16 protein-coding genes, 2 tRNA genes and 1 pseudogene are annotated in these 23,039 nt (G+C 58.9%); 13 read left to right on the top strand and 6 right to left on the bottom strand.

The genetic code is table 11. The annotated features are described in order from the left end of the window. Positions 1–17: 17 nt before the first annotated feature. The 4 genes and pseudogenes from HYP802_RS0116775 (at position 18) to HYP802_RS0116740 (ending at position 3,953) form a co-directional block, all read left to right on the top strand. Entirely contained in the window at positions 18–347 is a 330-nt protein-coding gene (locus HYP802_RS0116775) for a hypothetical protein (protein WP_013948547.1), read from the top strand. A 114-nt stretch (positions 348–461) separates the two neighbouring features. Then, complete coding sequence (gene selA / locus HYP802_RS0116770) at positions 462–1,871, top strand: L-seryl-tRNA(Sec) selenium transferase (protein WP_013948546.1); 1,410 nt, start codon at positions 462–464, stop codon at positions 1,869–1,871. A 36-nt stretch (positions 1,872–1,907) separates the two neighbouring features. Then, a pseudogene (selB, locus tag HYP802_RS23290) lies at positions 1,908–3,740 on the top strand (selenocysteine-specific translation elongation factor); the annotation flags it as partial. 117 nt (positions 3,741–3,857) lie between these two features. Beyond that, positions 3,858–3,953: transfer RNA gene (locus HYP802_RS0116740), tRNA-Sec, on the top strand. A 114-nt stretch (positions 3,954–4,067) separates the two neighbouring features. Here HYP802_RS0116740 and HYP802_RS0116735 read toward each other — a convergent pair. Next, positions 4,068–4,691 carry a sulfotransferase family 2 domain-containing protein gene (locus tag HYP802_RS0116735; protein WP_013948544.1) on the bottom strand — a complete coding sequence of 208 codons (624 nt, stop codon included), beginning with the start codon at positions 4,689–4,691 and terminating at the stop codon, positions 4,068–4,070. Positions 4,692–5,253: 562 nt separating this feature from the next. Between HYP802_RS0116735 and HYP802_RS0116725 the strand changes: the two genes are divergently transcribed. Further along, the gene (locus tag HYP802_RS0116725; protein WP_197022732.1) at positions 5,254–7,119 is read left to right on the top strand and encodes a glycosyltransferase; all 1,866 of its coding nucleotides are present in this window, start codon (positions 5,254–5,256) and stop codon (positions 7,117–7,119) included. 196 nt (positions 7,120–7,315) lie between these two features. On the opposite strand, the gene selD is transcribed toward HYP802_RS0116725, so the two are convergent. The 5 genes from selD to fdnG form a co-directional block, all read right to left on the bottom strand. Beyond that, positions 7,316–8,362 (bottom strand): selenide, water dikinase SelD, encoded by a 1,047-nt coding sequence (selD, locus tag HYP802_RS0116715; RefSeq protein WP_013948542.1) that lies wholly within the window; start codon positions 8,360–8,362, stop codon positions 7,316–7,318. 119 nt (positions 8,363–8,481) lie between these two features. Then, positions 8,482–9,411 (bottom strand): formate dehydrogenase accessory protein FdhE, encoded by a 930-nt coding sequence (gene fdhE / locus HYP802_RS0116710; RefSeq protein ID WP_013948541.1) that lies wholly within the window; start codon positions 9,409–9,411, stop codon positions 8,482–8,484. A 10-nt stretch (positions 9,412–9,421) separates the two neighbouring features. Next, positions 9,422–10,093: a formate dehydrogenase subunit gamma gene (locus HYP802_RS0116705; RefSeq protein WP_013948540.1), complete on the bottom strand. Its 672-nt coding sequence runs from the start codon at positions 10,091–10,093 to the stop codon at positions 9,422–9,424. Next, on the bottom strand, positions 10,090–11,037 hold the full coding sequence (gene fdxH, locus HYP802_RS0116700) for a formate dehydrogenase subunit beta (protein ID WP_013948539.1): 948 nt from the start codon (positions 11,035–11,037) through the stop codon (positions 10,090–10,092). The genes HYP802_RS0116705 and fdxH overlap by 4 nt, the downstream gene beginning before the upstream one ends. An 11-nt stretch (positions 11,038–11,048) precedes the next feature. Continuing rightward, entirely contained in the window at positions 11,049–14,120 is a 3,072-nt protein-coding gene (gene fdnG / locus HYP802_RS0116695; RefSeq protein ID WP_155831256.1) for a formate dehydrogenase-N subunit alpha, read from the bottom strand. A gap of 497 nt (positions 14,121–14,617) precedes the next feature. Between fdnG and tig the strand changes: the two genes are divergently transcribed. The 8 genes from tig (at position 14,618) to HYP802_RS0116650 (ending at position 22,991) form a co-directional block, all read left to right on the top strand. After that, a complete protein-coding gene (gene tig / locus HYP802_RS0116685; protein WP_024276172.1) occupies positions 14,618–15,979 on the top strand; it encodes a trigger factor in 1,362 nt (453 codons plus the stop codon). A 104-nt stretch (positions 15,980–16,083) separates the two neighbouring features. Continuing rightward, a complete protein-coding gene (locus HYP802_RS0116680; protein ID WP_013948535.1) occupies positions 16,084–16,737 on the top strand; it encodes an ATP-dependent Clp protease proteolytic subunit in 654 nt (217 codons plus the stop codon). 350 nt (positions 16,738–17,087) lie between these two features. Next, entirely contained in the window at positions 17,088–18,338 is a 1,251-nt protein-coding gene (clpX, locus tag HYP802_RS0116675; protein WP_013948534.1) for an ATP-dependent Clp protease ATP-binding subunit ClpX, read from the top strand. Between the two features lie 278 nt (positions 18,339–18,616). Next, positions 18,617–21,043, top strand: a complete 2,427-nt coding sequence (lon, locus tag HYP802_RS0116670) for an endopeptidase La (RefSeq protein WP_013948533.1) — start codon at positions 18,617–18,619, stop codon at positions 21,041–21,043. Positions 21,044–21,295: 252 nt separating this feature from the next. After that, entirely contained in the window at positions 21,296–21,574 is a 279-nt protein-coding gene (locus tag HYP802_RS0116665; protein ID WP_013948531.1) for an HU family DNA-binding protein, read from the top strand. A gap of 89 nt (positions 21,575–21,663) precedes the next feature. Continuing rightward, positions 21,664–21,738: transfer RNA gene (locus HYP802_RS0116660), tRNA-Val, on the top strand. A 181-nt stretch (positions 21,739–21,919) separates the two neighbouring features. Beyond that, entirely contained in the window at positions 21,920–22,426 is a 507-nt protein-coding gene (locus HYP802_RS0116655; protein ID WP_013948530.1) for a DUF1993 domain-containing protein, read from the top strand. 4 nt (positions 22,427–22,430) lie between these two features. Next, entirely contained in the window at positions 22,431–22,991 is a 561-nt protein-coding gene (locus HYP802_RS0116650) for an AAA family ATPase (protein WP_013948529.1), read from the top strand. Positions 22,992–23,039 lie beyond the last annotated feature (48 nt).

The raw sequence follows: 23,039 nt of genomic DNA, 5'->3' as shown, positions 1-23,039 counted from the left end.
CCAGCCGGATCTGTGCCATGAAACGCCTCGCCCTCGCGGGCCTGCTCGCCCTGACAGTTGCAGTCCCAGCAGCCGAAGCCCGACGCGCGCCGCGTTGCGATGGCAATTTCCAGTATGTCAGAGGCGGCTGGGTTTCGACGCCATACTGCCGCGCCGATCAGATCGCCCGCGTAGCGCGCGAACGGGGCATCCGCACGACGGCCGAGGCATTGCTGGCGCACCCGGCGGATGCCGAAGAAGTCTGCCGCTTTGTCGGCGCGGACTATCGCGTGCATCCGGCTTGCGAAGAGATCTATTCCGTCTTCCAGATCGACGCCGGCACCGGCGGTCTGTGGCTGCACTTTTAAGCGCCTAGCAGCAGATCGTTAAGATCGTGCATGCTTTTTAGCGGCAAGGCATCTTTCCGCGCGCGCCAAACCCGCTAGCATGGCGCTTGATGTCTTCAGCCGCCAGAGGACCGCTTGGAACTTTCAAAGGCCGCCCTTCTTCGCGATCTTCCCTCGGTCGATTCCGTTCTGAAAAGCGGAGTTGCCGCCGATCTTCTGGAACGCTTTGGCCGCGCCGCGGCGACTGACGCCATCCGCAGCGTCCTGGCAGAAACGCGTGCCACGCTCAAATCCGGAAGCACGATGCTACCGACGACCGAGAGCCTGGTTGCCATCGCGTTTGCCCGCCTTGCTGAAGGCGATCGCTCGACAATGCGTCCGCTGTTCAATCTAACGGGCACGGTGCTGCACACCAACCTGGGCCGCGCGCTCATCGCCGAAGCCGCCATCGAAGCCGCCGTCGAAGCGATGCGCGATCCCGTGGCGCTGGAATTTGATCTCGCGACCGGTAAGCGCGGCGAACGCGACGACCATATCAGGGAGCTGCTTTGCGAACTGACCGGCGCGGAGGACGCGACCGTCGTCAATAACAACGCCGCCGCCGTGCTGCTCGCGCTCAACACGCTTGCCGGTGGTCGCGAAGCCATCGTTTCGCGCGGCGAGTTGATCGAGATCGGCGGCGCCTTTCGCATGCCGGATATCATGTCTCGCGCGGGCGCGAAACTGGTCGAGGTCGGAACAACGAACCGCACGCACGCGAAAGATTATCGCGCCGCCCTCACGGACGCGACCGGCGTCATTCTGAAAGTCCACAGTTCGAACTATCGCATCCTCGGCTTCACCAAAGAAGTCGCCGCCCCCGAGCTTGCCGAAATTGCCTCCGCGGCAGACGTTCCGCTGATGAACGACCTCGGTTCGGGTTCGCTGATCGACCTTTCGATATTCGGCATGCAGTCCGAACCGACCGTACGCGAAGCCGTCACCGAAGGCGCTGGCATCGTTACGTTCTCCGGGGATAAGCTTCTCGGCGGACCGCAGGCGGGCTTCATCGTCGGTAAGCGCGACCTGATCCAGGCGATTAATTGCAACCCGATGAAGCGCGCGCTCCGCGTCGACAAGATCCGCCTTGCCGCCATCGAGGCCACGCTGAAACTCTATCGCGATCCCGACCGTCTGTTCGAGCGATTACCAACGTTGCGCCTTCTTGCGCGGCCGCGTGTGGAAATTGAAGCCCAGGCGTCGCGGTTGCTGCCGCATGTTCAGTCTGCCGTCGGCATGGCGTTCGCGGTCGAGACACACGACTGCAAGAGCCAGATCGGCTCGGGGGCATTGCCCCTCGATACCGTCGAAAGCGCCGGGCTCGCCATTCGCTCCAAAAGCGGCGGCGCGGCCCTCGAACGTCTTGCCTCGGCGCTGCGCGCTCTGTCGCGGCCTGTGATCGGCCGCATCGACGACGGCGCGCTCATTCTCGATCTCAGATGCTTGACCGACGAAACGGCGTTTCTATCTGTCCTTGGAAATCTTGATCCTCATCATCTGGCTTAATGTAGGCCGGACAAACCGAAGCCGACAGATAACCGCATGATCATCGGCACCGCCGGACATATCGACCATGGCAAGACTGCACTGGTCAAAGCACTGACCGGCGTTGATGGCGATCGCCTGAAGGAAGAGAAGGCGCGCGGCATCACCATCGACCTGGGGTTCGCCTACATGCCGGCGGAGGATGGCCGCATTGTCGGCTTTATCGATGTGCCGGGTCACGAACGCTTCGTGCATACGATGTTTGCCGGCGCGAGCGGCATCGATCTCGCGCTTCTCGTCGTCGCAGCCGATGACGGCATCAAGCCGCAAACGATCGAGCACTTGGCCATTCTTGATCTCCTCGGGATCGAGAAGGGGCTGATTGTCATGACCAAAGCCGATCTGGCGAGCTCGGAACGCTTGGGCGACGTTACGGCGGAAATCAAAGCTGTCGTCGCCGGAACGGTGCTCGAAGGCGCGGATATCTTACCGGTGTCGGCCGTGACCGGCAAAGGCATCGACGAATTGCGCAGCCGACTGATCGCTGCAGCAAGTGAGACGCCCGCGCGTTCGTCGGAAGGCGCATTTCGACTCGCGATTGATCGCGTTTTCACGCTGCCCGGCATCGGCGTCGTTGTGACGGGCACCGTGCTTTCAGGCTTCGTCGGCGTGGGCGCACACGTGCAGATCAGCCCGTTGGGTTTGTCAGCGCGCGTGCGTTCGATCCACGCCCAGAACACGCCCGCGGAAATCGGCTGGGCCGGTGATCGCTGTGCGCTTAATCTCTCTGGACCGGGCATTGCCAAGGATGCGATCAGTCGCGGCGATGTCGTGCTCAGTCCGGCGCTCCATGCCCCCACCGATCGCATCGATGCGGTCCTTAATGTTCTGCCGTCGGAAGAAAAGGCCATCGGACAATGGTTTCCGGTGCGATTGCATCATGCCTCCGCCGAGGTTGGTGCGCGTATCGTTCTTCTCGATGACAAGGCCGTGCCCCCCGGCGCAACGGCCGACGCGCAACTCGTGCTCGATGCACCGATTGCAGCCGCCGTGCCCGACCGTTTCGTCATTCGCGACGTGTCGGCTCAGAGAACCATCGGCGGCGGCAAGTTCATCGATTTAAGGGCGCCTGCGCGCAAACGGCGAACGCCGGAGAGACGGACACAGCGAGCAGCGCTCGCCATCGACAATCCTAGAGCGGCATTCGCGGCGCTGCTCGATACGCCGCCGTTCACTGCCGATCTTGCTGCCTTCGCGCGAGATCGCGCACTCTCTTCCGTGCAGGCCGGTCGCATCGCTTCCGAACTCGACCTCATCGTCTTCGACGCTGGCGATACGCGAGCGTCCATCTTGCCTGCCCGCTGGCAATCGTTCGTCGCGGATATGATCGAACGCATCACGCAATTCCACACCGACAATCCTGATCTCCAAGGCATCGGTCGTGAGCAGTTGCGCCTCCTGCTCGAGCCGCGTCTGAGCAAGTCCGTGTTCGCGGTGGCGCTCTACAAAATTTCCGAAAAAGGCGAGATCGCACTCGATGGCGCGTTCGTCCGTCTCACCACGCATCAAGTGCGCTTGGCGCCGAGTGATGAGGAGATGTGGAAAATCATCGCGTGCCAGCTTGGCGGTAACGAGCGCTTTCGGCCGCCCCGCGTTCGCGACATCGCCAATTCAACGAGAAGTCCCGAGCGCGACGTCCGCAGATTGCTGAAGCTCGCAAGCCGTCTCGGCCGCGCCGATGAAATCGCGCACGATCATTTTTTCCTGCGCGCGGCAGTCCGCGAGATGGTCGCGATCGCTGCTGATGTGCAAGCCAAAGCTGAGACCGGCTGGTTCAACGCCGCCGAATTCCGTGATCGTCTCGACAACGGCCGTAAGGTTGCGATCCAAATTCTCGAATTTTTTGACCGCAACGGCGTGACGCTCCGCAAGGGTGATCTGCGCCGCATGAACCAACACCGGCTGGACTTGTTCGGAGGCATCGTGCATGCGTCCACAATGGCCGATGGAGGAGAATCGTCCCCGGTGGGGCGTTCGGACTTCAAATCCGAGTGGGGCAGCGAGCCTGCCCTTGGTGGGTTCGACTCCCATTCTCCTCCGCCAAGCGCCAGAACCCGCAAACCTAGCACATCGTGATCAATGCGGCCGATGCGGGCAATAACGCATGTTGTGCTGAATAAGGGGCGAATGGATGTCGGAGCGGGATGCTGCTAGTTTTTACCCATTGATATCACGTCGATATTCAAACCCGCCAATTGCATAACCAAATCTCTCGAAGTCAAGGCGATACATTTTCGTAATCGCCTCGATATCACGTTCGTTTAATTTGTGATTGTCTCTGGATTTTTCTACCCAGTGATTAAATGGCCGTGAAACTCCTAGCTTCGCCTCGATGAACTTCATATCTTCGTCGAGTTGCTCGTATCGCGCTATAAAATCTAATGGCTCGTTGAGGATATTGCAGTAAACCGCGTTGGGTTGATGTCGGTCATTTAATAGCTCGCTGCGATTCGAAAAGCGATAATCGTGCTCCAGAACTATGTCGCGACCAAAATGTGAATGGTATTCCTCGAAAGAAATACCATTTGGCGTTTGCCGCAAGCCAAAATAATCCGAATAGTGCAAGCATGATCGCATCCGATCTATCGGATTCCGAACCACGGCAAATTTGAAATAATCATCCCACCAGTTGGCATAAAGCTCTTTGGCCTGGCTGGCTAAAAGATGCTTGGTGTGAGGTTCGAATTCCCACCAATCCTGATTGCACAACCACGTCTCAATGCTTGTCCCCGCGCAGCGAGGGATATGCACGAAAATACACCGATATTCGTGAGAGATCATTATGCCATCCGTACTTATGGTCTACGTACTTTAAACAGGCCCATTGTTCTAAGTCTTCAGCAGAGCGGCGGAAACCAGTGGACAACGGGTTGATCAGACGTCAGGATCTCCGATAAGCTTTGCTCGCTCGCTGTTGTGTAATGCAAGCGTTGATCCGTCCGGCGGAAGCGGTTGTTCGCAATTGTGCGCGGGCAAGTGTCGTGTCGATCCACATTGAAGGATAGTCGGGGGAATTAGTCTGACTATGCCATCGGCGTCGATTGTCGGAATTGCCGTCAAGGTGGAGCCTTTTCAGCGCGCTTCTTCCTGAAAGAGGGATATCGTTCATGGAGAGAAGAGACGTTCGTCATCGTTCAACATTGAACTTTTCTCGCGCTTCATGCGCATAGCAATTACCGATAGTTTGCCCAATCGTCCTTGCACGGCCGAGCGAGAATTCATTCGACGATTTGCGGTTGCGGCGAAGAATGTTGGCCACGAGGCAATAGAGGTTGTCACGTCGAATGATATCATGACGTGCCAGCCCGACGTGGTACTTTGCCTTCACGAATTCACTCCTAAATTGACCGACTATCCTACGTTTGGAGTTATGTGGAGCCCTCCGGCGTTCTACAGGCACGATGCCTACCGTATTCGTTCAATAAGAAGCTATGACGCGTATCTGGTAGGCTCTCCTGCCGTCAAACAATACCTTGACGATCTGGAATTCCCTTCTCGGGTGCAGAAGCCAAAATCTGATTTTTGGTTCCTGCCGGTATCCCCTCGTCAAAAGTTGACCCCTTCCATTCCCAGCAAGGTTCGATCACTTGCGTACATCGGCGTACATTGGGACGGCGCCCGACACGCGGACGTGCTGACAAATCTTGCCGATGACGGGTCTCTCGCCGTCTATGGACCGGAATCGAACTGGACCCATCTTCAGTCAGGCTATCGCGGTCCTGTTCCTTTTAGTGGAACGGCTGTCCATGACATCCTCTCATCTCACGGCATTGCGTTATGCCTTCATAAGGCAGAACACAGAGAAGCCGACACTCCGTCTATGCGCCTGTTCGAAGCAGCCGCCGCAGGTTGCGTGATCATCGCCGATGAAATTCCGTTTGCTAAACGGATGCTTGCGGACGCCGCCCTTTACGTCGATCTCCGACAGTCTGCAGACAGAGTCGTTGGCGATATCAGGAAGTATCTGGAATGGATCAATCAGAATCCAGGTCAGGCCGATGAGTTGGCGAGACGAGCCCATACTGCCCTGAACCAAGAATACAACCTCGAAGATCTGATTTTCAAAACCGTTGATTTTGCCACCGAAGTTGCATCTATACAGCGCCACAACATAGAGGAAGTTAAGCGTTTTTATTCGATTCAAGAGACGGGGGCATCGGCCTCGAGACCGATATCCGAGCCGCTCATAGATATTATTATTCGCGTGGGAGGACGCTCTCTTTCATATGTGGAGCGCGCGGTTCAGAGTGTTGAGAGGCAACTCGTCGGAACATTTCGTATTCTGTTGGTTGATTGCAAAAAGAGAGACGACATACGAGCTATTGAGCATCGCTCATACAGTAACTTGAAAATTTGCTACCTCGAATGTGAAGATAACGGTCTTCGTAGTGCCGCGTTGTGGAGGGGGCTCCAAGCAGTAACCGCTCCTTTCTTCGCCGTTCTGGACGATGCGGATCAGATTGAACCCGATCACTTTTCGCACCTGCTATTTGCCTCCATCAGGCATCCTGAAGCCGGCTTTATTTATGGTGGCGTAATCCGTACGGAAGAGGACGAAGGCTGCTTCGTGGTGGCTCGCAATTTCAGAGGACCGGGCGGGAAACGGATCGAGGAAACACGTGAACTCAAGTTTCTCGATGAATTCAATCTCACGCGATTGATAACGGGCGACAATTATATTCATTCAAATGCTTGGATAGCTAGGAAGGAAGTCCTTGATTGGACACTTCTTCAAGATCCACGACTTGAATTCGCCGAGGACGTTTATCTTTACAATTTGATAGCTTCAAAGACGCGATTTGCATTGTGCAATAGAGCGACAGCGGTATGGAATTGGCGCACGGTCAGTGAAGATAATAGCGTATTTTTGGATAAAACTAGCGCGCGGATCGCATGCGACGAAAGAATAAGACTTCGCTTGCAGGAATTGACCTATGCCGGGACGGCGACTTTTTCCGAGCTGTTTCACGCTCAGAGGTCGTCAGCGGAGATCGTTAACGCGCTGTCCTCGCGCCACCTTCAAGAGAGCCCTCAAGAGAACGACAGTTCTAACGCGATAAAAAACGATAATTCCAAGACGATTAAACAAGTAGGCTATTTTAAATCGTGGCTGCAAACAGTTCCTATTTACAACTCCTATCGCGAAACGAGGCGGAGGCTCCGGCGAAACGCCAGATCGTTAAAAGAGGGCCAAGGTTCGCCGGAATGATCTGGCTCGAAATCGGATGTTTGCGGTTCCACTTCGGATGAAGTTCTCGGGCGTCCGGTCGGCGTATTTCCTGAATTCCTTTGCCGATTCGAACTGCGCGGTCGGCTGATTTGAACAGGGTGCGCTTCTTTTTCTGGAAGGACTTGTTGCCCGACATCAGTTGCCTGTCGAGCGTCCATCCTGACGGCGGCAGGATTCAGCGGATGCGAACTTGTGGCGTGCCGCTCGCAACTGAACCAATGATGCGCGCCATCGGATATCCGGCGCGTTCGATCTCGCTGCGAATGTTCTCGGCTTGATCTGCCGCACAGGCGACGAGAAGGCCGCCGGAGGTTTGCGGATCGGTCAGCAGCGCTTGCTGCCATTGCGGGTAATCACCCGGCAAAACGACCTCATGGCCATAGCTCGCCCAGTTGCGTCCAGAGGCGCCTGTGATGAAGCCGCTTTTGGCCAGCGCTTCGGCGCATGAAAGCAATGGCAGCTTATCAAATGCGATCTCAATGCTGACGCCGCTGCCACGCGCGATTTCGAGCGCGTGACCGAGAATGCCGAAGCCGGTCACATCGGTAATAGCGTGGACATCTGCGTTCTCGCCGAGCGTCTGACCGATCCGATTGAGCAGTGTGGTGGACGCCATAAACTCTGCGTACGCGTCGTCCGGCAACGCGCGCTTCTTGAAGGCGGCCGAGTAAATGCCGACGCCGATGCCTTTGGTTAGGATCAGCACGTCATCTGGCCTCGCGCCGGCATTGCGGCGGACGTTCTGCGGCTTTGCAAGCCCGATGACGGCAAGCCCATAGATCGGCTCCGGTGCGTCGATCGAATGCCCGCCTGCCACGGGAATGCCCGCCTCCGCGCAAACGGACGCGCCGCCGGCCAGGATCTCCCGCACGTCCTCAACGGAGAGTTTGCCGAGCGGCATGCCGAGGATCGCCAGCGCCATGATCGGCCGGCCGCCCATCGCATACACGTCCGAAATCGCATTGGCCGCCGCGATCCGCCCGAAGTCGCGGGGATCATCGACCATCGGCATGAAGAAATCGGTCGTCGCCACGATGCATTGATCGTCGTCGATCTGCCAGACGGCGGCATCATCGCCGGTTTCGTTGCCGACGAGCAGTTGCGCGAAGGGCCCCGCTGCGGGCTGTTTGGCGAGAAGGTCCTGCAGGACGGACGGCGCGAGTTTGCAACCGCAGCCGCCGCCATGCGCAAGGTCGGTCAAGCGTTGTGTGGGGCCAGACATGTTTCCTGCCAATGGTCGAGACGGATTGAGCCCTCGATATAGGCAGGCGCGCCAGCTATCGCCACGGCGATTTTTCGGAATGCATGGTTTCGTAAAAAGACGGACGCTACTTTCGCGTGTCAGCCGACGAGAAGCAGCGGATTGGGCGCATGCCGCGCCCAGCCGGCTTCTGACACCATGATATCAAGCCCGAGAGAAGCCAGATCGTCGGCGTAAGGATCGACCTTCGTATCTTTCACTTGGTAAAGCATCTTCGCGTATGTGTGGCAGTCGTCGCAAGTTTCCGCTTGGACGGCCGCCGAGCCGCCTTGAATACCTTTGAGCAGCAAGGCGCCGGAGCTTTCACATGTGATGCAGACCGCCCGCACGTGGTTCCACGCCGTCGAGCATAGTGAGCAATAGAGATACCGCGTGCCGGGCGTCGGCCCCGACGCGGTGATCAATCCTGAAACCGGCGTCGAGCCACAGCAGGGGCAAAGTCCGCGCTGCGGCAGCAGGCGAAGCGTCGACGCATCGAGGCTCGCGGCAAGGCGCGTGAAGTAGACCTGCAAGGCGGCTGCAACATAAAGCGCCGCGCCGACATCTCCTATGCTCAGAGCACCGCGCAGAAAACCGTCCGCTAAATCTTCGATGTCATTCACCGGCAAACCGCGCATGTTGGCGATGAGCGCCGCGGCAGGTTCGGGAATATCTTTGCCGTCGAGCTCTTCGAACAGCACTGCCAGTCCGTCGCGCCATGCTGCATGCCGGTGATGGCCATCTGCCGCGAGGGGCGGCATGCGCGCAGCGACCGATTGCTCGATGAGTGAAGGATCGATACCGGGCATTGGCGGTAACGTCGTCGCAGCTTTGTCCTGCGCGTCCGAAAGAAGCGCCATGAAGCCAAGCCACTTCGCCATAGGGTGACCGGTTGCAAGCGCTCGGAGACGGGCGGCCGTCGCAGAGAAGCGTGTTGTCAGATCGGGCAGAAGCATCGGCTCGGGCGTACTGACGCCGCCAAGCGGACTGCCGACCCATTTGCCGGTCGGTGGCGTGCCGCCTTGCTTCACGCAAAACTCCTTACTTGTGGAGAGGACCGTCCACGTTCGGCCGCGGACCGGTCGATCCCGTCGTCGCGAGCGATCGGAACCATTTCCGATGGTGCCGCCACGCCCAGCCCGGCGTCACCCAGCCTTGCGTCATGGCCCGCATAGAACCGCGCACCCAGATCGCAGCATAGACGTGAACGATCCAGATAATGATCGCGGCAATGGCAGCCAACGAATGAATGAGCAGAGCCGCGCGCTGCGTCGGGATCGACGTATAGCTGCCGAAATAATATTCCCAGATGACGAGGCCAGTAAAGAACAGCACCGGAACGAGAAGCGTCATCGACCAGAATACGAATTTCTGTCCGGCATTGAAGCGCGCAACTTCCGGAACGCCTTCCTCCTTGTTCTCCAGAACCTTGTCGATGGCCTTCATCCACGCGACATCGTCGCGGGTCCAAAGATTGTCGCGCCAGAACTGAACGATGAGGCCGGTATAGCTAATCAACAGCACACAACCGATCCACGGATGCGCCGCGCGCGTCCATTGCCCGCCGCCGAACAGGTTCGACAGCCAGTACAGTAGCGGATCGAACATCGACAGACCCGACAGCATCAAAAGAATGAAGCAGGCGGCGGTCAGCCAATGGTTGAGGCGAGTGATCGTGCTGTTACGTGTCAGCGTTCCATACGGGCGGCTCATGTCGGATGCTCCGTTCGCTGCGAACGGCCTCGGACTTCCGGGAAGCCGTTGGCCTCAAGAACGTGCTTGGCTTCATCTTCGTCTTCCGGCTGCACTTCGTTAGGTCCGGCGATGACCCAGTGCAGGAAACCTGAAACCGCTGCGGCCGCGATTCCGACCAGCGCAACCGGCTTGATGAGCCCCTTCCAGAATTCGACCATCGAACTGATCTTCGGATTTTCAGGCAGTCCGGCATAGAGCCCGGGCTTGTCGGCGTGATGCAGCACGTACATCACATGCGTGCCTTGGACACCCGGCGGATCATAGAGACCGGCGTTTTCAAATCCGCGCGATTTGAGGTCGACGATGCGCTCCCCCGCCCAGTCTGTCATGTCCTTTTTCGAGCCGAACATGATGGCGCCGGTCGGACAGGCTTTCACGCAGGCAGGCTCGAGCCCCACCGCCACGCGATCGGAACAGAGCGTGCACTTATACGATTTGTGATCGACCGGGCTGACACGCGGAATGTCGAACGGACAGCCTTTCACGCAATAGCCGCAGCCGATGCAATTCTCGCTGATGAAATCGACGATGCCGTTCGCGTACTGAACGATCGCGCCAGGAGCAGGGCAGGCCTTGAGACAGCCCGGATCCTCGCAATGCATGCAGCCGTCCTTGCGGATCAGCCATTCGAGGTTGCCGTCGGGATTTTCGTATTCCGTGAACTTCATCACGGTCCACGTGTGCGGATCGAGATCGAGCGGGTTGTCGTAGGTTCCGTGGAACTCGCCGACTTCGTCGCGTAGGTTGTTCCACTCCATGCACGCTGCCTGGCATGCCTTGCAGCCGATGCAACGCGTAACGTCGATGAGCTTCGACACCTGGTCTTCCCAGCTGCGCGCGTCGGGCGGTGTCATCGTCGTCGCGGAGCGGCGGATGTAGTCTTGCGATTGCAGATCAGACATCGGCTTCTCCGTCAGACCAGAGGTCCGTTGACACTTTCGATATTGACCAGGAACGCCTTGAACTCCGGCGTCTGCGTATTGGCGTCACCGACGGACGGCGTCAGCGTGTTGGCGCCGTAGCCCTTCTTCGCTTGGCCGGTGAAGCCCCAATGCAGCGGCACGCCGATCACATGCGTCGGCTTGCCGTCGACCATCATCGGCTTGATCCGCTTCGTGACGTAGGCCTTGCACACGATGAAGCCGCGCTTCGAAGCCACGCGGACCCAACCGTTCTGAGCGATGCCCTTTTCGTTCGCGAGAGCTTCGCCGATCTCGATGAATTCCTGAGGCTGCAGGATCGAGTTGATGCGGGCGTGCTTGGTCCAGAAGTGGAAGTGTTCTGTCAGGCGGTAGGTCGTTGCCACATAAGGAAACTCGGCTGGCGATCCGAAATCGGCCCTGTCGTCGGGGAACACGCGCGCGGCCGGGTTCGACTGAACCTTCGGATGCAGCACGTTGATCGCCGGTGACTCGAACGGCTCGTAGTGTTCCGGGAATGGTCCTTCGACCATCATCTGGCGCGCGAACAGTCGTCCGACGCCTTCCGCGTTCATGATGAAGGGACCGACCGAGTCGGAAGGCTTCACCGTTGGGCCGTAGTCCGGCACGTCGATGCCGACCCACTTCGAGCCATCCCACTGGATGATCGGCTTCGCCGGATTCCATGGCTTGCCCGCGGGGTCCGCGCTGGCGCGATTGTAGAGAATGCGCCGGTTCATGGGCCACGCCCATGCCCAATTCGGTGCGATGCCTTGTTCGCGCGGATCGGATGCGTCGCGCCGGGCCATCTGGTTCCCCTTCTCGGTCCAACAGCCCGAGAAGATCCAGCAGCCCGACTCCGTTGTGCCATCATCGCGCAGTTGCGCGAAGCCATCGAGCAATTCGCCCGATTTCTTGATGACGGCGCCCGACGCGTCTTTGAGATCGACGCGCGCCCGGCCGTTCATGTCCTTCGCCAGCTCGTCCGGGTTGGGCTCGACCGGATTGGTGTAATTCCACGTGAGGTTCAGGATCGGATCGGGGAACGCGCCACCTTCCTTGCGATAAAGCTCGCGCATCCGGTGGAAGATTCCGGACATGATCCAGATGTCGGGCTTCGCCTGAGCAGGCGGCTCCGCAGCTTTCCAATGCCATTGCAGCCAACGCGCCGAGTTGACGAGCGAGCCGTCTTCTTCGGCAAAGCACGTCGTCGGCAGCTGGAACACTTCTGTCTGGATCTCGGCGGAGTCAGCCGGGTTTTGTGGCCCGAAGTTCTCCCAGAAACGCGACGTCTCCGTATCGAGTGGATCCATCGTGACGAGGAACTTGAGCTTCGACAAGCCGCGCCGGATCTTGCCGCGATCCGGGAACGCCTGCTGCGGGTTGAAGCCTTGGCAGATGTACCCATTCATCTCGCCCTGGTTCATCATCTCGAACGCCTTGATGATGTCGTAGAGCGGGATGTCGAGCTTCGGCAGCCAATCGTAAGCCCAGTTGTTTTCGGCTGTCGCCGCGTCGCCGTAGATCGATTTCTGGAAACTGACGAAGAACTTCTTATAGTTCGACCAATAGCTCGTCTGGCCTGGGCGCAGCGGCTTATAAAGTCGCGTCTTCATATAGTCGTCGAACGTAACCTCGTGATCGGCCGCAAGCGTCATGTAGCCAGGCATGAGGTTCGACAACAAACCAACGTCGGTCAGGCCTTGAATGTTCGAGTGGCCGCGTAGCGCATTCATGCCACCGCCGGCGATGCCGATGTTGCCGAGCAGCAGCTGCACCATCGCCATCGTGCGGATGTTCTGCGAGCCGATCGAGTGCTGTGTCCAGCCAAGCGCGAACAGGCTCGTCATCGCTTTGTCGGGCGCCGCCGTCTCCGCGATCATCTCGCAGATGTGCAGGTATTTATCCTGAGGCGTACCGCAAATGCGCGACACCATCTCGGGCGTGTAGCGCGCGACGTGGGTCTTCAGAAGGTTCATGACGCAGCGCGGATGCTGCCACGTATCGTCAACCTTGGCGAAGCCTTGATCGTCGAGTTCGTAGTCCCAGCTCGATGTGTCGTACTGACCCTTCTCGCGGTCGTACCCGCTGAACAGACCGTCTTCGAAGCCGTAGCCTTCTTTCACGATCAGGCCGGCGTTCGTATAGGCACGCACGTACTCGTGCAGGATCTTGTCCTTTTCGAGCAGATACCGGATCACGCCCGATAGGAAGGCGATGTCGGTTCCCGGACGGATCGGCGCATAATAGTCGGCGACCGACGCCGTCCGCGTAAAGCGCGGATCAACGACGACGAGCTTCGCCGCATTTTCTATTTTTGCTTCGACGACCCACTTGAAGCCGCATGGATGCGCTTCAGCGGCGTTTCCGCCCATAACGATGACCAAGTCGGCATTCTTGATATCCTGCCAAGTGTTGGTCATTGCACCGCGACCGAATGTTGGAGCCAGACTGGCCACCGTCGGTCCGTGTCAGACACGTGCTTGGTTATCGAAGACCAACATCCCGAATGAGCGGGCGACTTTCCACGTGAGGTACGATGTTTCGGTCGATGAAGCCGAAGCCGCCAGCATGCCGGTAGAGATCCAGCGGTTGACGGTGGTGCCCTCGGCGTTCTTGGCGATGAAATTCTTATCGCGGTCGTCCTTCATCAGGCGCGCGATGCGATCGAGCGCCCAATCCCACGAGACTTCCTCGAATTCGGTGCCGCCCGGTTTGCGGTACTTCGGCACCTGGAGGCGGGTCGGCGCGTGGACGATGTCGAGGAGCGCCGAGCCCTTCGGGCAGAGCGTGCCGCGGTTCACCGGATGGTCCGGGTCGCCTTCGATGTGAATGATGTCGGAGCGCGCGTTCTTGGCGCCGTCGCCGAGCGTGTAGATCAGGATGCCACAAGCGACGGAACAGTAGGTGCAGGTGTTCCGCGTCTCCTTGGCGTGGGTGAGCTTGAAGGGTCGAACGTCTTCCGCGACCGCCTCGCCGCAACCACCAAACCCGAGCGCGCCCATGCTCGATGTCGCAAGCGCCGCGCCTGTGAGCTTTATGAAGCCTCTGCGAGTGAGATCCATGCCGGGCGCTCCATCTTCCATGCCTGCAACTTTTAACAGTTCTAGATGGCGGTCGTATAGCCCTCGTGAACATGGATCGGGGAATTGGCCGCAGTTTTTCAAGAACTTAGCTATAGTTCCACGGAAATAATCGTGCGTTTTTGATAGACAACCATTCGAACGGCCGTCCGTTGCAATCATTTCGGCGCCAAGCCTGTCTTTGACGGCCATGCGACAGCGTATTGCCAATCTCCCTGAAAGGCTGTTTAAGCCTCGGCATAGGCTTCCAGGCGCGTGATGCTGGCATTCCCGATGGGGCATGGCCAAGGATTCGTGGCTTGCGGTGGTTTAAAAACGTAGCAAATTCAAAGCAATATCTCTGGGGGCTCACTTCTGTCCGCACGAGTGTTGCGGCAGCTGGCGGTGTTTGGCGCTTTGTGGACCCGCGGGCGGCTTCCTAAATAGTCGGTCGGCGAGGTCGGGTGCCGCGCTTTGACCTCCAATTCAGGACACGGACAATGCAAGTCACGGAAACGGCACGAGAAGGATTGAAGCGGACGCTCCAAGTGGTCGTCGGCCAGGCAGAGCTGAGCGAGCGTTTCGCGACCCGCCTCGACGAACTGAAGGGCCGTGTGGAGATCAAAGGGTTTCGCCGCGGCAAGGTTCCCGTCGCGCACATCAAGAAGCTCTACGGCAAGTCGCTGATGCAGGAAGTGATGGAGCAGACGCTCAACGAAACGAGCGCGCAGGCCATCAAGGATCGCAACGAGCGTCCGGCGCAGCAGCCGAAGGTCGAGCTTGTCGACTTCAACGAGGAGACGTTCGAGAAAATCGCGAACGGCCAGGGCGATCTTGCATACAGCATGTCGTTCGAGGTTCTGCCGCCGATTCCGCTGGCCGATCTGTCGGCGCTAAAACTCGAAAAGCTCGTCGCCGACGTTGACGACGAAGCCGTCGACAAAGCGCTCTCGAACCTCGCCGAACGCAATACGGCTTATGACATCGAAGAGGGGCGCGCCGCATCGGAAGGCGATCTCGTGACGCTCGATTTCGTCGGCAAGATCGACGGCGAGGCTTTTGAAGGCGGTTCGGCCGAAGGCCAGAGCCTCGTGATCGGCAAGAAGCAGTTTATTCCGGGCTTCGAAGAAGGCTTGGTGGGCCTGAAAGCCGGCGACGAGAAGGTCGTCAGCGCAACGTTCCCGGCCGAATATCCAGTGGCTGCTTTGGCGGGCAAAACCGCTGAGTTCGACGTCAAGGTCAAGGGCGTTTCGAAGTCCCGCACGCCGGCTGTCGATGAAGATTTCGCTAAGGGCGTCGGCGCCGAAAGCCTTGAGCAGCTGCGCGGCTTTATCTCTGAGCAGATCAAGCGCGAGTACGATCAGGCGTCGCGCCAGAAGCTGAAGCGCGAGCTTCTCGATGCACTCGACGCTGCCCATACGTTCGAGCTTCCGGCGTCTCTTGTCGATTTCGAATTCGACAATATATGGACTCAACTCGAGAACAATCTCAAAGCCACGAACAAGACGTTCGCTGACGAAGGCAAGACCGAGGACGAGGCGCGCGCCGAGTATCGGAAGATCGCCGAACGCCGGGTGCGCCTTGGTCTCGTGATCGGCGAGATCGGCGAGAAGAACAATCTGCAAGTCTCCCAGGATGAGTTGCGCAGGGCGCTGGTCGAACAGGCGCGCCGCTATCCGGGTCAGGAGAAGCAGGTATACGAATACTACGAGAAGACCCCCGGCGCGCTCGCTGAGCTGCGCGCACCGATCTTCGAGGATAAGGTCATCGACTTCGTCATCGACGAAGCCAAGCCGACCGAGAAGAAAGTGACGCGCGACGAGCTTCTGAAGGCGGTCCAAGAGGCGACCGAAGAGCAGTGAGCCGCGTCAGCGGCTTCTGCAATTCAATACGCTCCTGAAATGCGTGCGAGTCAGGCGGGCGAGGCCGAGCGGTCTGCCCGCCGAAATGAGGAAAGACGAAGGCGATGCGCGATCCGATCAATACCTTGACCAACACCTTCTGGCCTATGGTCGTCGAGCAGACGACGCGCGGCGAGCGCGGCTACGACCTTCCTTCGCGGCTTCTGAAGGAACGCATCATCTTCGTGACCGGCCCGGTCGAAGATCACATGGCTGCGTCGATCTGCATGCAGCTTCTGTTCCTCGAGTCCGAGAACCCGAAGAAAGAGATCTCGATGTACATCAACTCGCCGGGCGGTGTCGTCACGGCGGGTATGGCGATCTACGACACGATGCAGTTCGTGAAGCCGGCCGTCGCCACGCTATGCATCGGCCAGGCTGCCTCGATGGGTTCGTTGCTGCTTTGTGCCGGTGCGAAGGGCATGCGCTACGCGCTCCCGAACGCCCGCGTCATGGTGCACCAGCCGTCGGGCGGTTTCTCTGGCCAAGCGTCCGACATTGAGCGCCACGCCGAGGACATCATCAAGATGAAGCGGCGTCTGAACGAGACCTATGTGAAGCACACGGGTCAGACCTACGAGATGGTTGATAAGACGCTGGACCGCGACTACTTCATGACGGCCGACCAGGCCCGCGATTTCGGCCTGATCGACAAAGTCCTCGAAAACCGCGACGAAGTCGAAGGGACTGTCTTCGAACCTGGCAAAATCGCCGACTGATAAGGCAAATTGCCAGCGCAACTCGGCCGTTCGCGGTCGGAACACCACGAGAGTGGGCGGCAATTCGCCCTCTCAGGAGAACAAACGCTGCACATCAGCGTGTGAGTTTAGGTAAATGCTCGGATTGAATCGCCGGTGTTGCCAGCTCGTTTATCAACTGTGGCAATAGCGCCGCTTGCGAGCTGTGGCCGGGTAGGCTCCATTAATCCAATCTTGATCTGCTGAACGATAGCGTGCTCAGATTGGCTATGGAGTTCACGTCGCCGCAGAATCGGCTCAGCGCCGAGCGTGAAAAGCGGGCCAAAGCAAGAACATCGCGTTGGTGGGTCTTGCACGGAAGGTGAGAACAAATGGCTCAAGAGAAGAACACTCTCTACTGCTCTTTCTGCGGCAAGAGCCAGCATGAGGTCCGCAAACTGATTGCTGGCCCGACGGTATTCATCTGCGATGAATGCGTCGAACTTTGCATGGACATCATCCGCGAGGAGAACAAGAACACCCTCGTCAAATCCCGCGACGGCGTTCCGACCCCGCAGGAGATTTGCGGCGTGCTCGACAGCTACGTCATTGGCCAGAACCATGCCAAGCGCGTTCTCTCTGTCGCGGTCCATAACCATTACAAGCGCCTGAACCACGCTTCGAAGAACAACGACGTGGAGTTGGCGAAGTCGAACATCCTGCTCGTCGGACCGACGGGTTCGGGCAAGACGCTGCTCGCACAAACGCTGGCGCGTATCCTGGATGTTCCGTTCACGATGGCAGACGCCACGACGCTCACCGAAGCCGGTTACGTCGGCGAGGACGTCGAGAACATCATCCTGAAGCTGCTGCAGGCTGCTGACTACAACGTCGAGCGGGCGCAGCGCGGCATCGTCTATATCGACGAGGTCGACAAGATCAGCCGCAAGTCCGACAACCCATCGATCACGCGGGATGTCTCGGGCGAGGGCGTGCAGCAGGCGCTTCTGAAGATCATGGAAGGAACCGTTGCGTCGGTTCCTCCGCAGGGCGGCCGCAAGCATCCTCAGCAGGAATTCCTGCAGGTCGACACGACGAACATCCTCTTCATCTGCGGCGGCGCGTTCGCCGGCTTGGAGAAGATCATCTCACGTCGTGGCAAGGGTTCCTCGATTGGCTTCCAGGCCCGCGTCAGCGGTCCGGACGAACGTCGCACGGGCGAGATCCTGCGCAACGTCGAGCCGGAAGATCTGCTGAAGTTCGGCTTGATCCCGGAATTCATCGGCCGTCTGCCGGTCATCGCAACGCTGGAAGACCTCGACGAGTCGGCGCTCGTTCAGATCCTGACCGAGCCGAAGAACGCCATCGTCAAGCAGTACCAGCGCTTGTTCGAGATGGAAGACGTCAAGCTGACGATCACGCTTGATGCTCTGAAGGCGATTTCGCGCAAGGCCATCGAGCGCAAGACCGGTGCACGTGGCCTGCGGTCCATCATGGAGGGCATCCTGCTTGACACGATGTACGACCTGCCGACGCTTAAGGGCGTCGAGGAGGTCGTGATCGGACCGGAAATCGTCGAGGGCTCGGCGAAGCCACTGCGGATCTACACGGAACGCGCGGAAGAGAAGGGCTCGACAGCCTGAGCCGTCGCGACAATTAACGCTTTCCCGGGGCACTGCCCCGGGACTTGTTTGCGGGGCGCTGGTCCCCATTTGTTCGGAGGGAGTGGCGTCAAGCAGCCAGCCGTATTTCTCCGAAAACCGGTGTCTAGGGCTTGGGTCTCACCCCGCGCTCGCGCTCACGAGCATGCAGAACCGCCGCCACAAAAAGGGGCGGGACGCGTGGCTCCTAAAGTGGAACGGGTGTGGAATGTACCGGTAGGATATGACAGACCTTCGGTGCACGGCGAATAGGTAGTGAAATGAGCGAAGACAAAAAGACCAAGGAAAAAGCCAGCGGAAAAGAGCTGTTCCCGGTTCTGCCGCTCCGAGACATCGTCGTTTTTCCCTACATGGTCGTCCCCCTCTTTGTCGGGCGCGAGAAGTCGATCGCGGCCCTTGAAGAGGTCATGCGCGCCGACAAGCAAATTCTGCTCGCCGCGCAAAAGAACGCCAGCGATGACGATCCGGCGCCCGATGCCATCTACGAGATCGGCACGCTCGCATCGGTTCTGCAACTTTTGAAGCTTCCCGACGGGACAGTGAAAGTCCTCGTCGAAGGCAATGCGCGCGCCAAGATCACGCGCTACACGTCGAACGCCAACTATTTCGAGGCTGAGGTCGAGCGCGTCGCTGAAGTTCCCGGCGCCAAGGACGAACTCGAAGCGCTGGCGCGTTCCGTCGTGACCCAGTTCGAAAGCTACGTGAAGCTCAACAAGAAGGTCTCGCCCGAGGTCTTGAGCAACGTTGGCCAGATCGAGGATTACGCGAAGCTCGCAGACACGATCGCCTCGCATCTCGCAGTCAAAATTTCTGACAAGCAGGACGTGCTCGAAACCGCCAGCATCTCCGAGCGGCTTGAGCGTGTCTACACGCTGATGGAAAGCGAGATCTCGGTTCTCCAGGTCGAGCGTAAGATCCGTTCGCGCGTTAAGCGCCAGATGGAGAAGACGCAGCGCGAGTACTATCTGAATGAGCAGATGAAGGCCATTCAGAAGGAGCTGGGCGATTCCGACGAGCGCGACGACATCGCCGAGTTCGAGGAAAAGATCGAGAACACCAAGCTGTCGAAGGAAGCCAAGGACAAGGCGCTCGCTGAGCTGAAGAAGCTCAAGCAGATGTCGCCGATGTCGGCCGAAGCGACGGTCGTGCGCAACTATCTCGATTGGCTGCTGTCGATCCCGTGGGGGATCAAGGGCAAGGTCAAGAAGGATATCGCCGAGGCCCAGCAGGTTCTCGACCAGGAGCACTATGGCCTGGAGAAGGTCAAGGAACGCATCCTTGAGTACCTCGCCGTGCAGGCGCGGACGAACAAGCTCAAGGGGCCGATCCTGTGCCTCGTCGGTCCTCCTGGCGTCGGTAAGACGTCTCTGGGCAAGTCGATCGCTAACGCGACCGGCCGTGAGTTCGTGCGCATGTCGCTGGGCGGCGTCCGTGACGAAGCGGAAATCCGCGGCCATCGCCGCACCTACATCGGCTCGATGCCCGGCAAGGTCATCCAGTCCATGAAGAAGGCAAAGCGGACGAACCCGCTCTTCCTCTTGGACGAGATCGACAAGATGGGCCAGGACTTCCGCGGCGACCCTGCGGCGGCTCTGCTCGAAGTGCTCGATCCGGAACAGAACCAGTCCTTCAATGATCACTATCTTGAGGTCGACTACGATCTCTCGAACGTGATGTTCGTGACGACGGCCAATACGCTGAACATCCCCGCGGCCCTTATGGACCGTATGGAAATCATTCGGCTCGCTGGCTACACGGAAGACGAGAAGCTTGAGATCGCCAAGCGCCACTTGATCCCTGAGCAGTATGCAGCTCACGGCCTCGAACAGGGCGAGTGGACGGTCGAAGACGACGCACTGAAGGAAGTCATTCGCCGCTACACACGTGAAGCCGGTGTGCGTTCGCTCGAACGCGAAATCGCCAAGCTCGCCCGCAAGGCCGTGAAGGAAATCCTGACGTCGTCGAAGACCTCGATCGTCGTCACCGCGGAGAACGTTCACGACTTCCTCGGCGTGCCGAAGTACCGCTTCGGTGAAGCTGAGCTCGAGGATCAGGTCGGTATCGTTACCGGCTTGGCCTGGACGGAAGTCGGCGGCGAGCTGCTCACGATCGAAGGCGTTATGATGCCGGGCAAGGGCAGGATGACCGTCACGGGCAACCTGCGTGACGTGATGAAGGAGTCGATCCAGGCCGCGAACGCCTACGTGCGCTCGCACTCGGTTGATTTCGGCATCCATCCGTCGCTCTTCGAAAAGCGCGACATCCACGTGCACGTGCCGGAAGGCGCAACGCCGAAGGATGGACCGTCTGCAGGCATCGCCATGACGACGGCGATCATCTCGGTTCTGACCGGCATCCCCGTCCGCAAGGACGTCGCGATGACGGGCGAGATCACGCTGCGCGGTCGCGTGCTGCCGATCGGTGGACTGAAAGAGAAACTGCTCGCGGCTCTTCGCGGCGGCATCAAGACGGTCATCATTCCCGAGGAGAACCGCAAGGATCTCGCGGAAATTCCGTCGGAAGTGCAGACCAAGATGGACATCATCCCGGTCTCGCGTCTCGATGAAGTCCTGAAGGTCGCACTCGTCCGTGTGCCGGAGCCCATCACGTGGGACGAAGCTGCGGAAGCTGAGGCTCTGGAAGCCAAAGAAGCGGCCAAAGGCGGTGCGCGAATTACCGCACACTGACTTTCGTCGAGTAAGCGTAAATTTACGTTAAGAAATGCCCCTGCTCGGTTGCCGCGCAGGGGCATTTTGTTCTGGGCGGAATGAGCATTAGGATGCGCTTTTGTCCGGAAATACGGGCTTTTTCCGCTTGACGACCGGGGCGATTGAGCGCTTCTAGCCCTTCATGCGCGGCCCGCTACTCCCCGAAATGGCCGCCTCGGGCTTCGAGCCCACGCGCCGAAGCCCCACCTCCCACATTAGAGGAAAGACGAGATGAGCAAGAAAGATTTGATTGATGCCGTTGCCCGAGATTGCGAGCTGACGAAGGAGAAGGCGAGTGGCGTTGTTGATGCCGTTCTCGCCCACATTCGTGCCGCGATGAAGGACGGCCATGAAGTGCGCATCCCGGATTTCGGCACGTTCAAGGTCGCTGCCCGTAAGGCGCGCGAAGGCCGCAATCCGGCGACCGGCAAAACGATCCAGATTCCGGCTTCACGCGTGCCGAAGTTCACGCCGGCCAAGGGCCTGAAAGACGCGCTGAACATCAACTAAGCCGCGTTACACTTTTCCACGCGCGCCGCGGAAGTGGCGCGCGTGTTTGTTTTGACAGCCTTTTGCAGACAGACTAGCAAAGGCGCGTCGGGCGGTTAGCTCAGTGGTAGAGCGCCTCGTTTACACCGAGGATGTCGGGAGTTCGACCCTCTCACCGCCCACCATGTTGCTTCGTTCCAGGCGACAGGCCCGTGAGCCGGCGGCATCCCACCTCGCCAATCCCCAAGAAAATAAGCGTGCGTAGACGTTGGCGCAAACGTAGCGCAGCTGACGTATGTCTTGCTGCCGCTGGCCAGCTATCATACGTTAGTTCGGTATTACCGAACTTTAGAAAGAGGAAACACAATGGCTCTATCATTGTATGACATCGCCATCCCGACCTTTCAGAAGCAGCTCTCAGCGCTTGAAGCGTTCCTCGACAAGGCCGCACAGCAGGCGGCCGCGAAGAAGATCGACTTTGCAGTTTATCTCGGCTCGCGTCTGTATCCCGATATGTTCAACCTGACGCGTCAGGTTCAGCTCGCGACCGATTTCGCCAAGGCTGCGCCGGCGCGGCTCACCGGGACAGAGGTGCCGGGCTTTCCCGACGTCGAGACGACACTGCCGGAGCTGAAGGCGCGCATCGCAAAGATTCAGGCGCTTCTCGCCGCCTATAAGCCCGGACAGTTCGAAGGCGCAGATACGCGCGAACTGACGATCAAGACCGGCGGCCAGGACGTGACCATGACGGGACGCGAATACCTGCTCCACGTCGCGTTCCCGAACTTCTATTTCCACTGCACCACTGCCTACGACATTCTGCGCCACAACGGCATTGAGATCGGTAAGCGCGATTTCGTCGGCCGAACCTGAGCACATGGCGCAACCGGTGAAAATCGGATCACGTCTAGTTATCGTTACGGGCGGACCTGGCTCCGGTAAAAGCTCGCTGGCGGCAGCCTTGGCTGACGCCGGCTTTCGAACCATGCCGGAAGCGGGACGGGGTATCATTCGCGACCAGGTAGCGATCGGCGGCGCGGCACTCCCGTGGGCGGATCAAAATGCATTTGCCGATCTTATGCTGAGTTGGGATCTGCGCTCCTATCGCGAAGCTCAAGCGGCTGCCGAAATAGGAATTGTCTTCTTCGACCGCGGTATCCCGGACGTCATTGGCTATCTGCAACTTTCTGGCTTACCGGTACCGCCGCAGGTGCAGCGCGCTGCAGAAATGTTTCGTTATAATAATCGCGTCTTCATAGCGCCGCCCTGGCCCGAAATTTTCACCCAGGATTCCGAACGCAAGCAGACGATTGAGGAGGCGGAAGCCACCTACCATGCCATGGCCGACGTCTATACTGGGTTGGGCTATGAATTGGTCACCTTGCCGCGCCTGCCCGTTGCCGAGCGTGCGGCCTTTGTTCTGTCGACTTGCGCCTGAGTTTCAATCGGTTGGAAGCGCTGTGAGCGCATCCAAATTCTATCAACC

The sequence above is a fragment of the Hyphomicrobium sp. 802 genome (genome assembly GCF_000526135.1).
Lineage (GTDB): Bacteria > Pseudomonadota > Alphaproteobacteria > Rhizobiales > Hyphomicrobiaceae > Hyphomicrobium_B.
The sequence above is the reverse complement of the archived record's forward strand: the minus strand, read 5'-3'. Positions and strand labels throughout refer to the sequence as shown.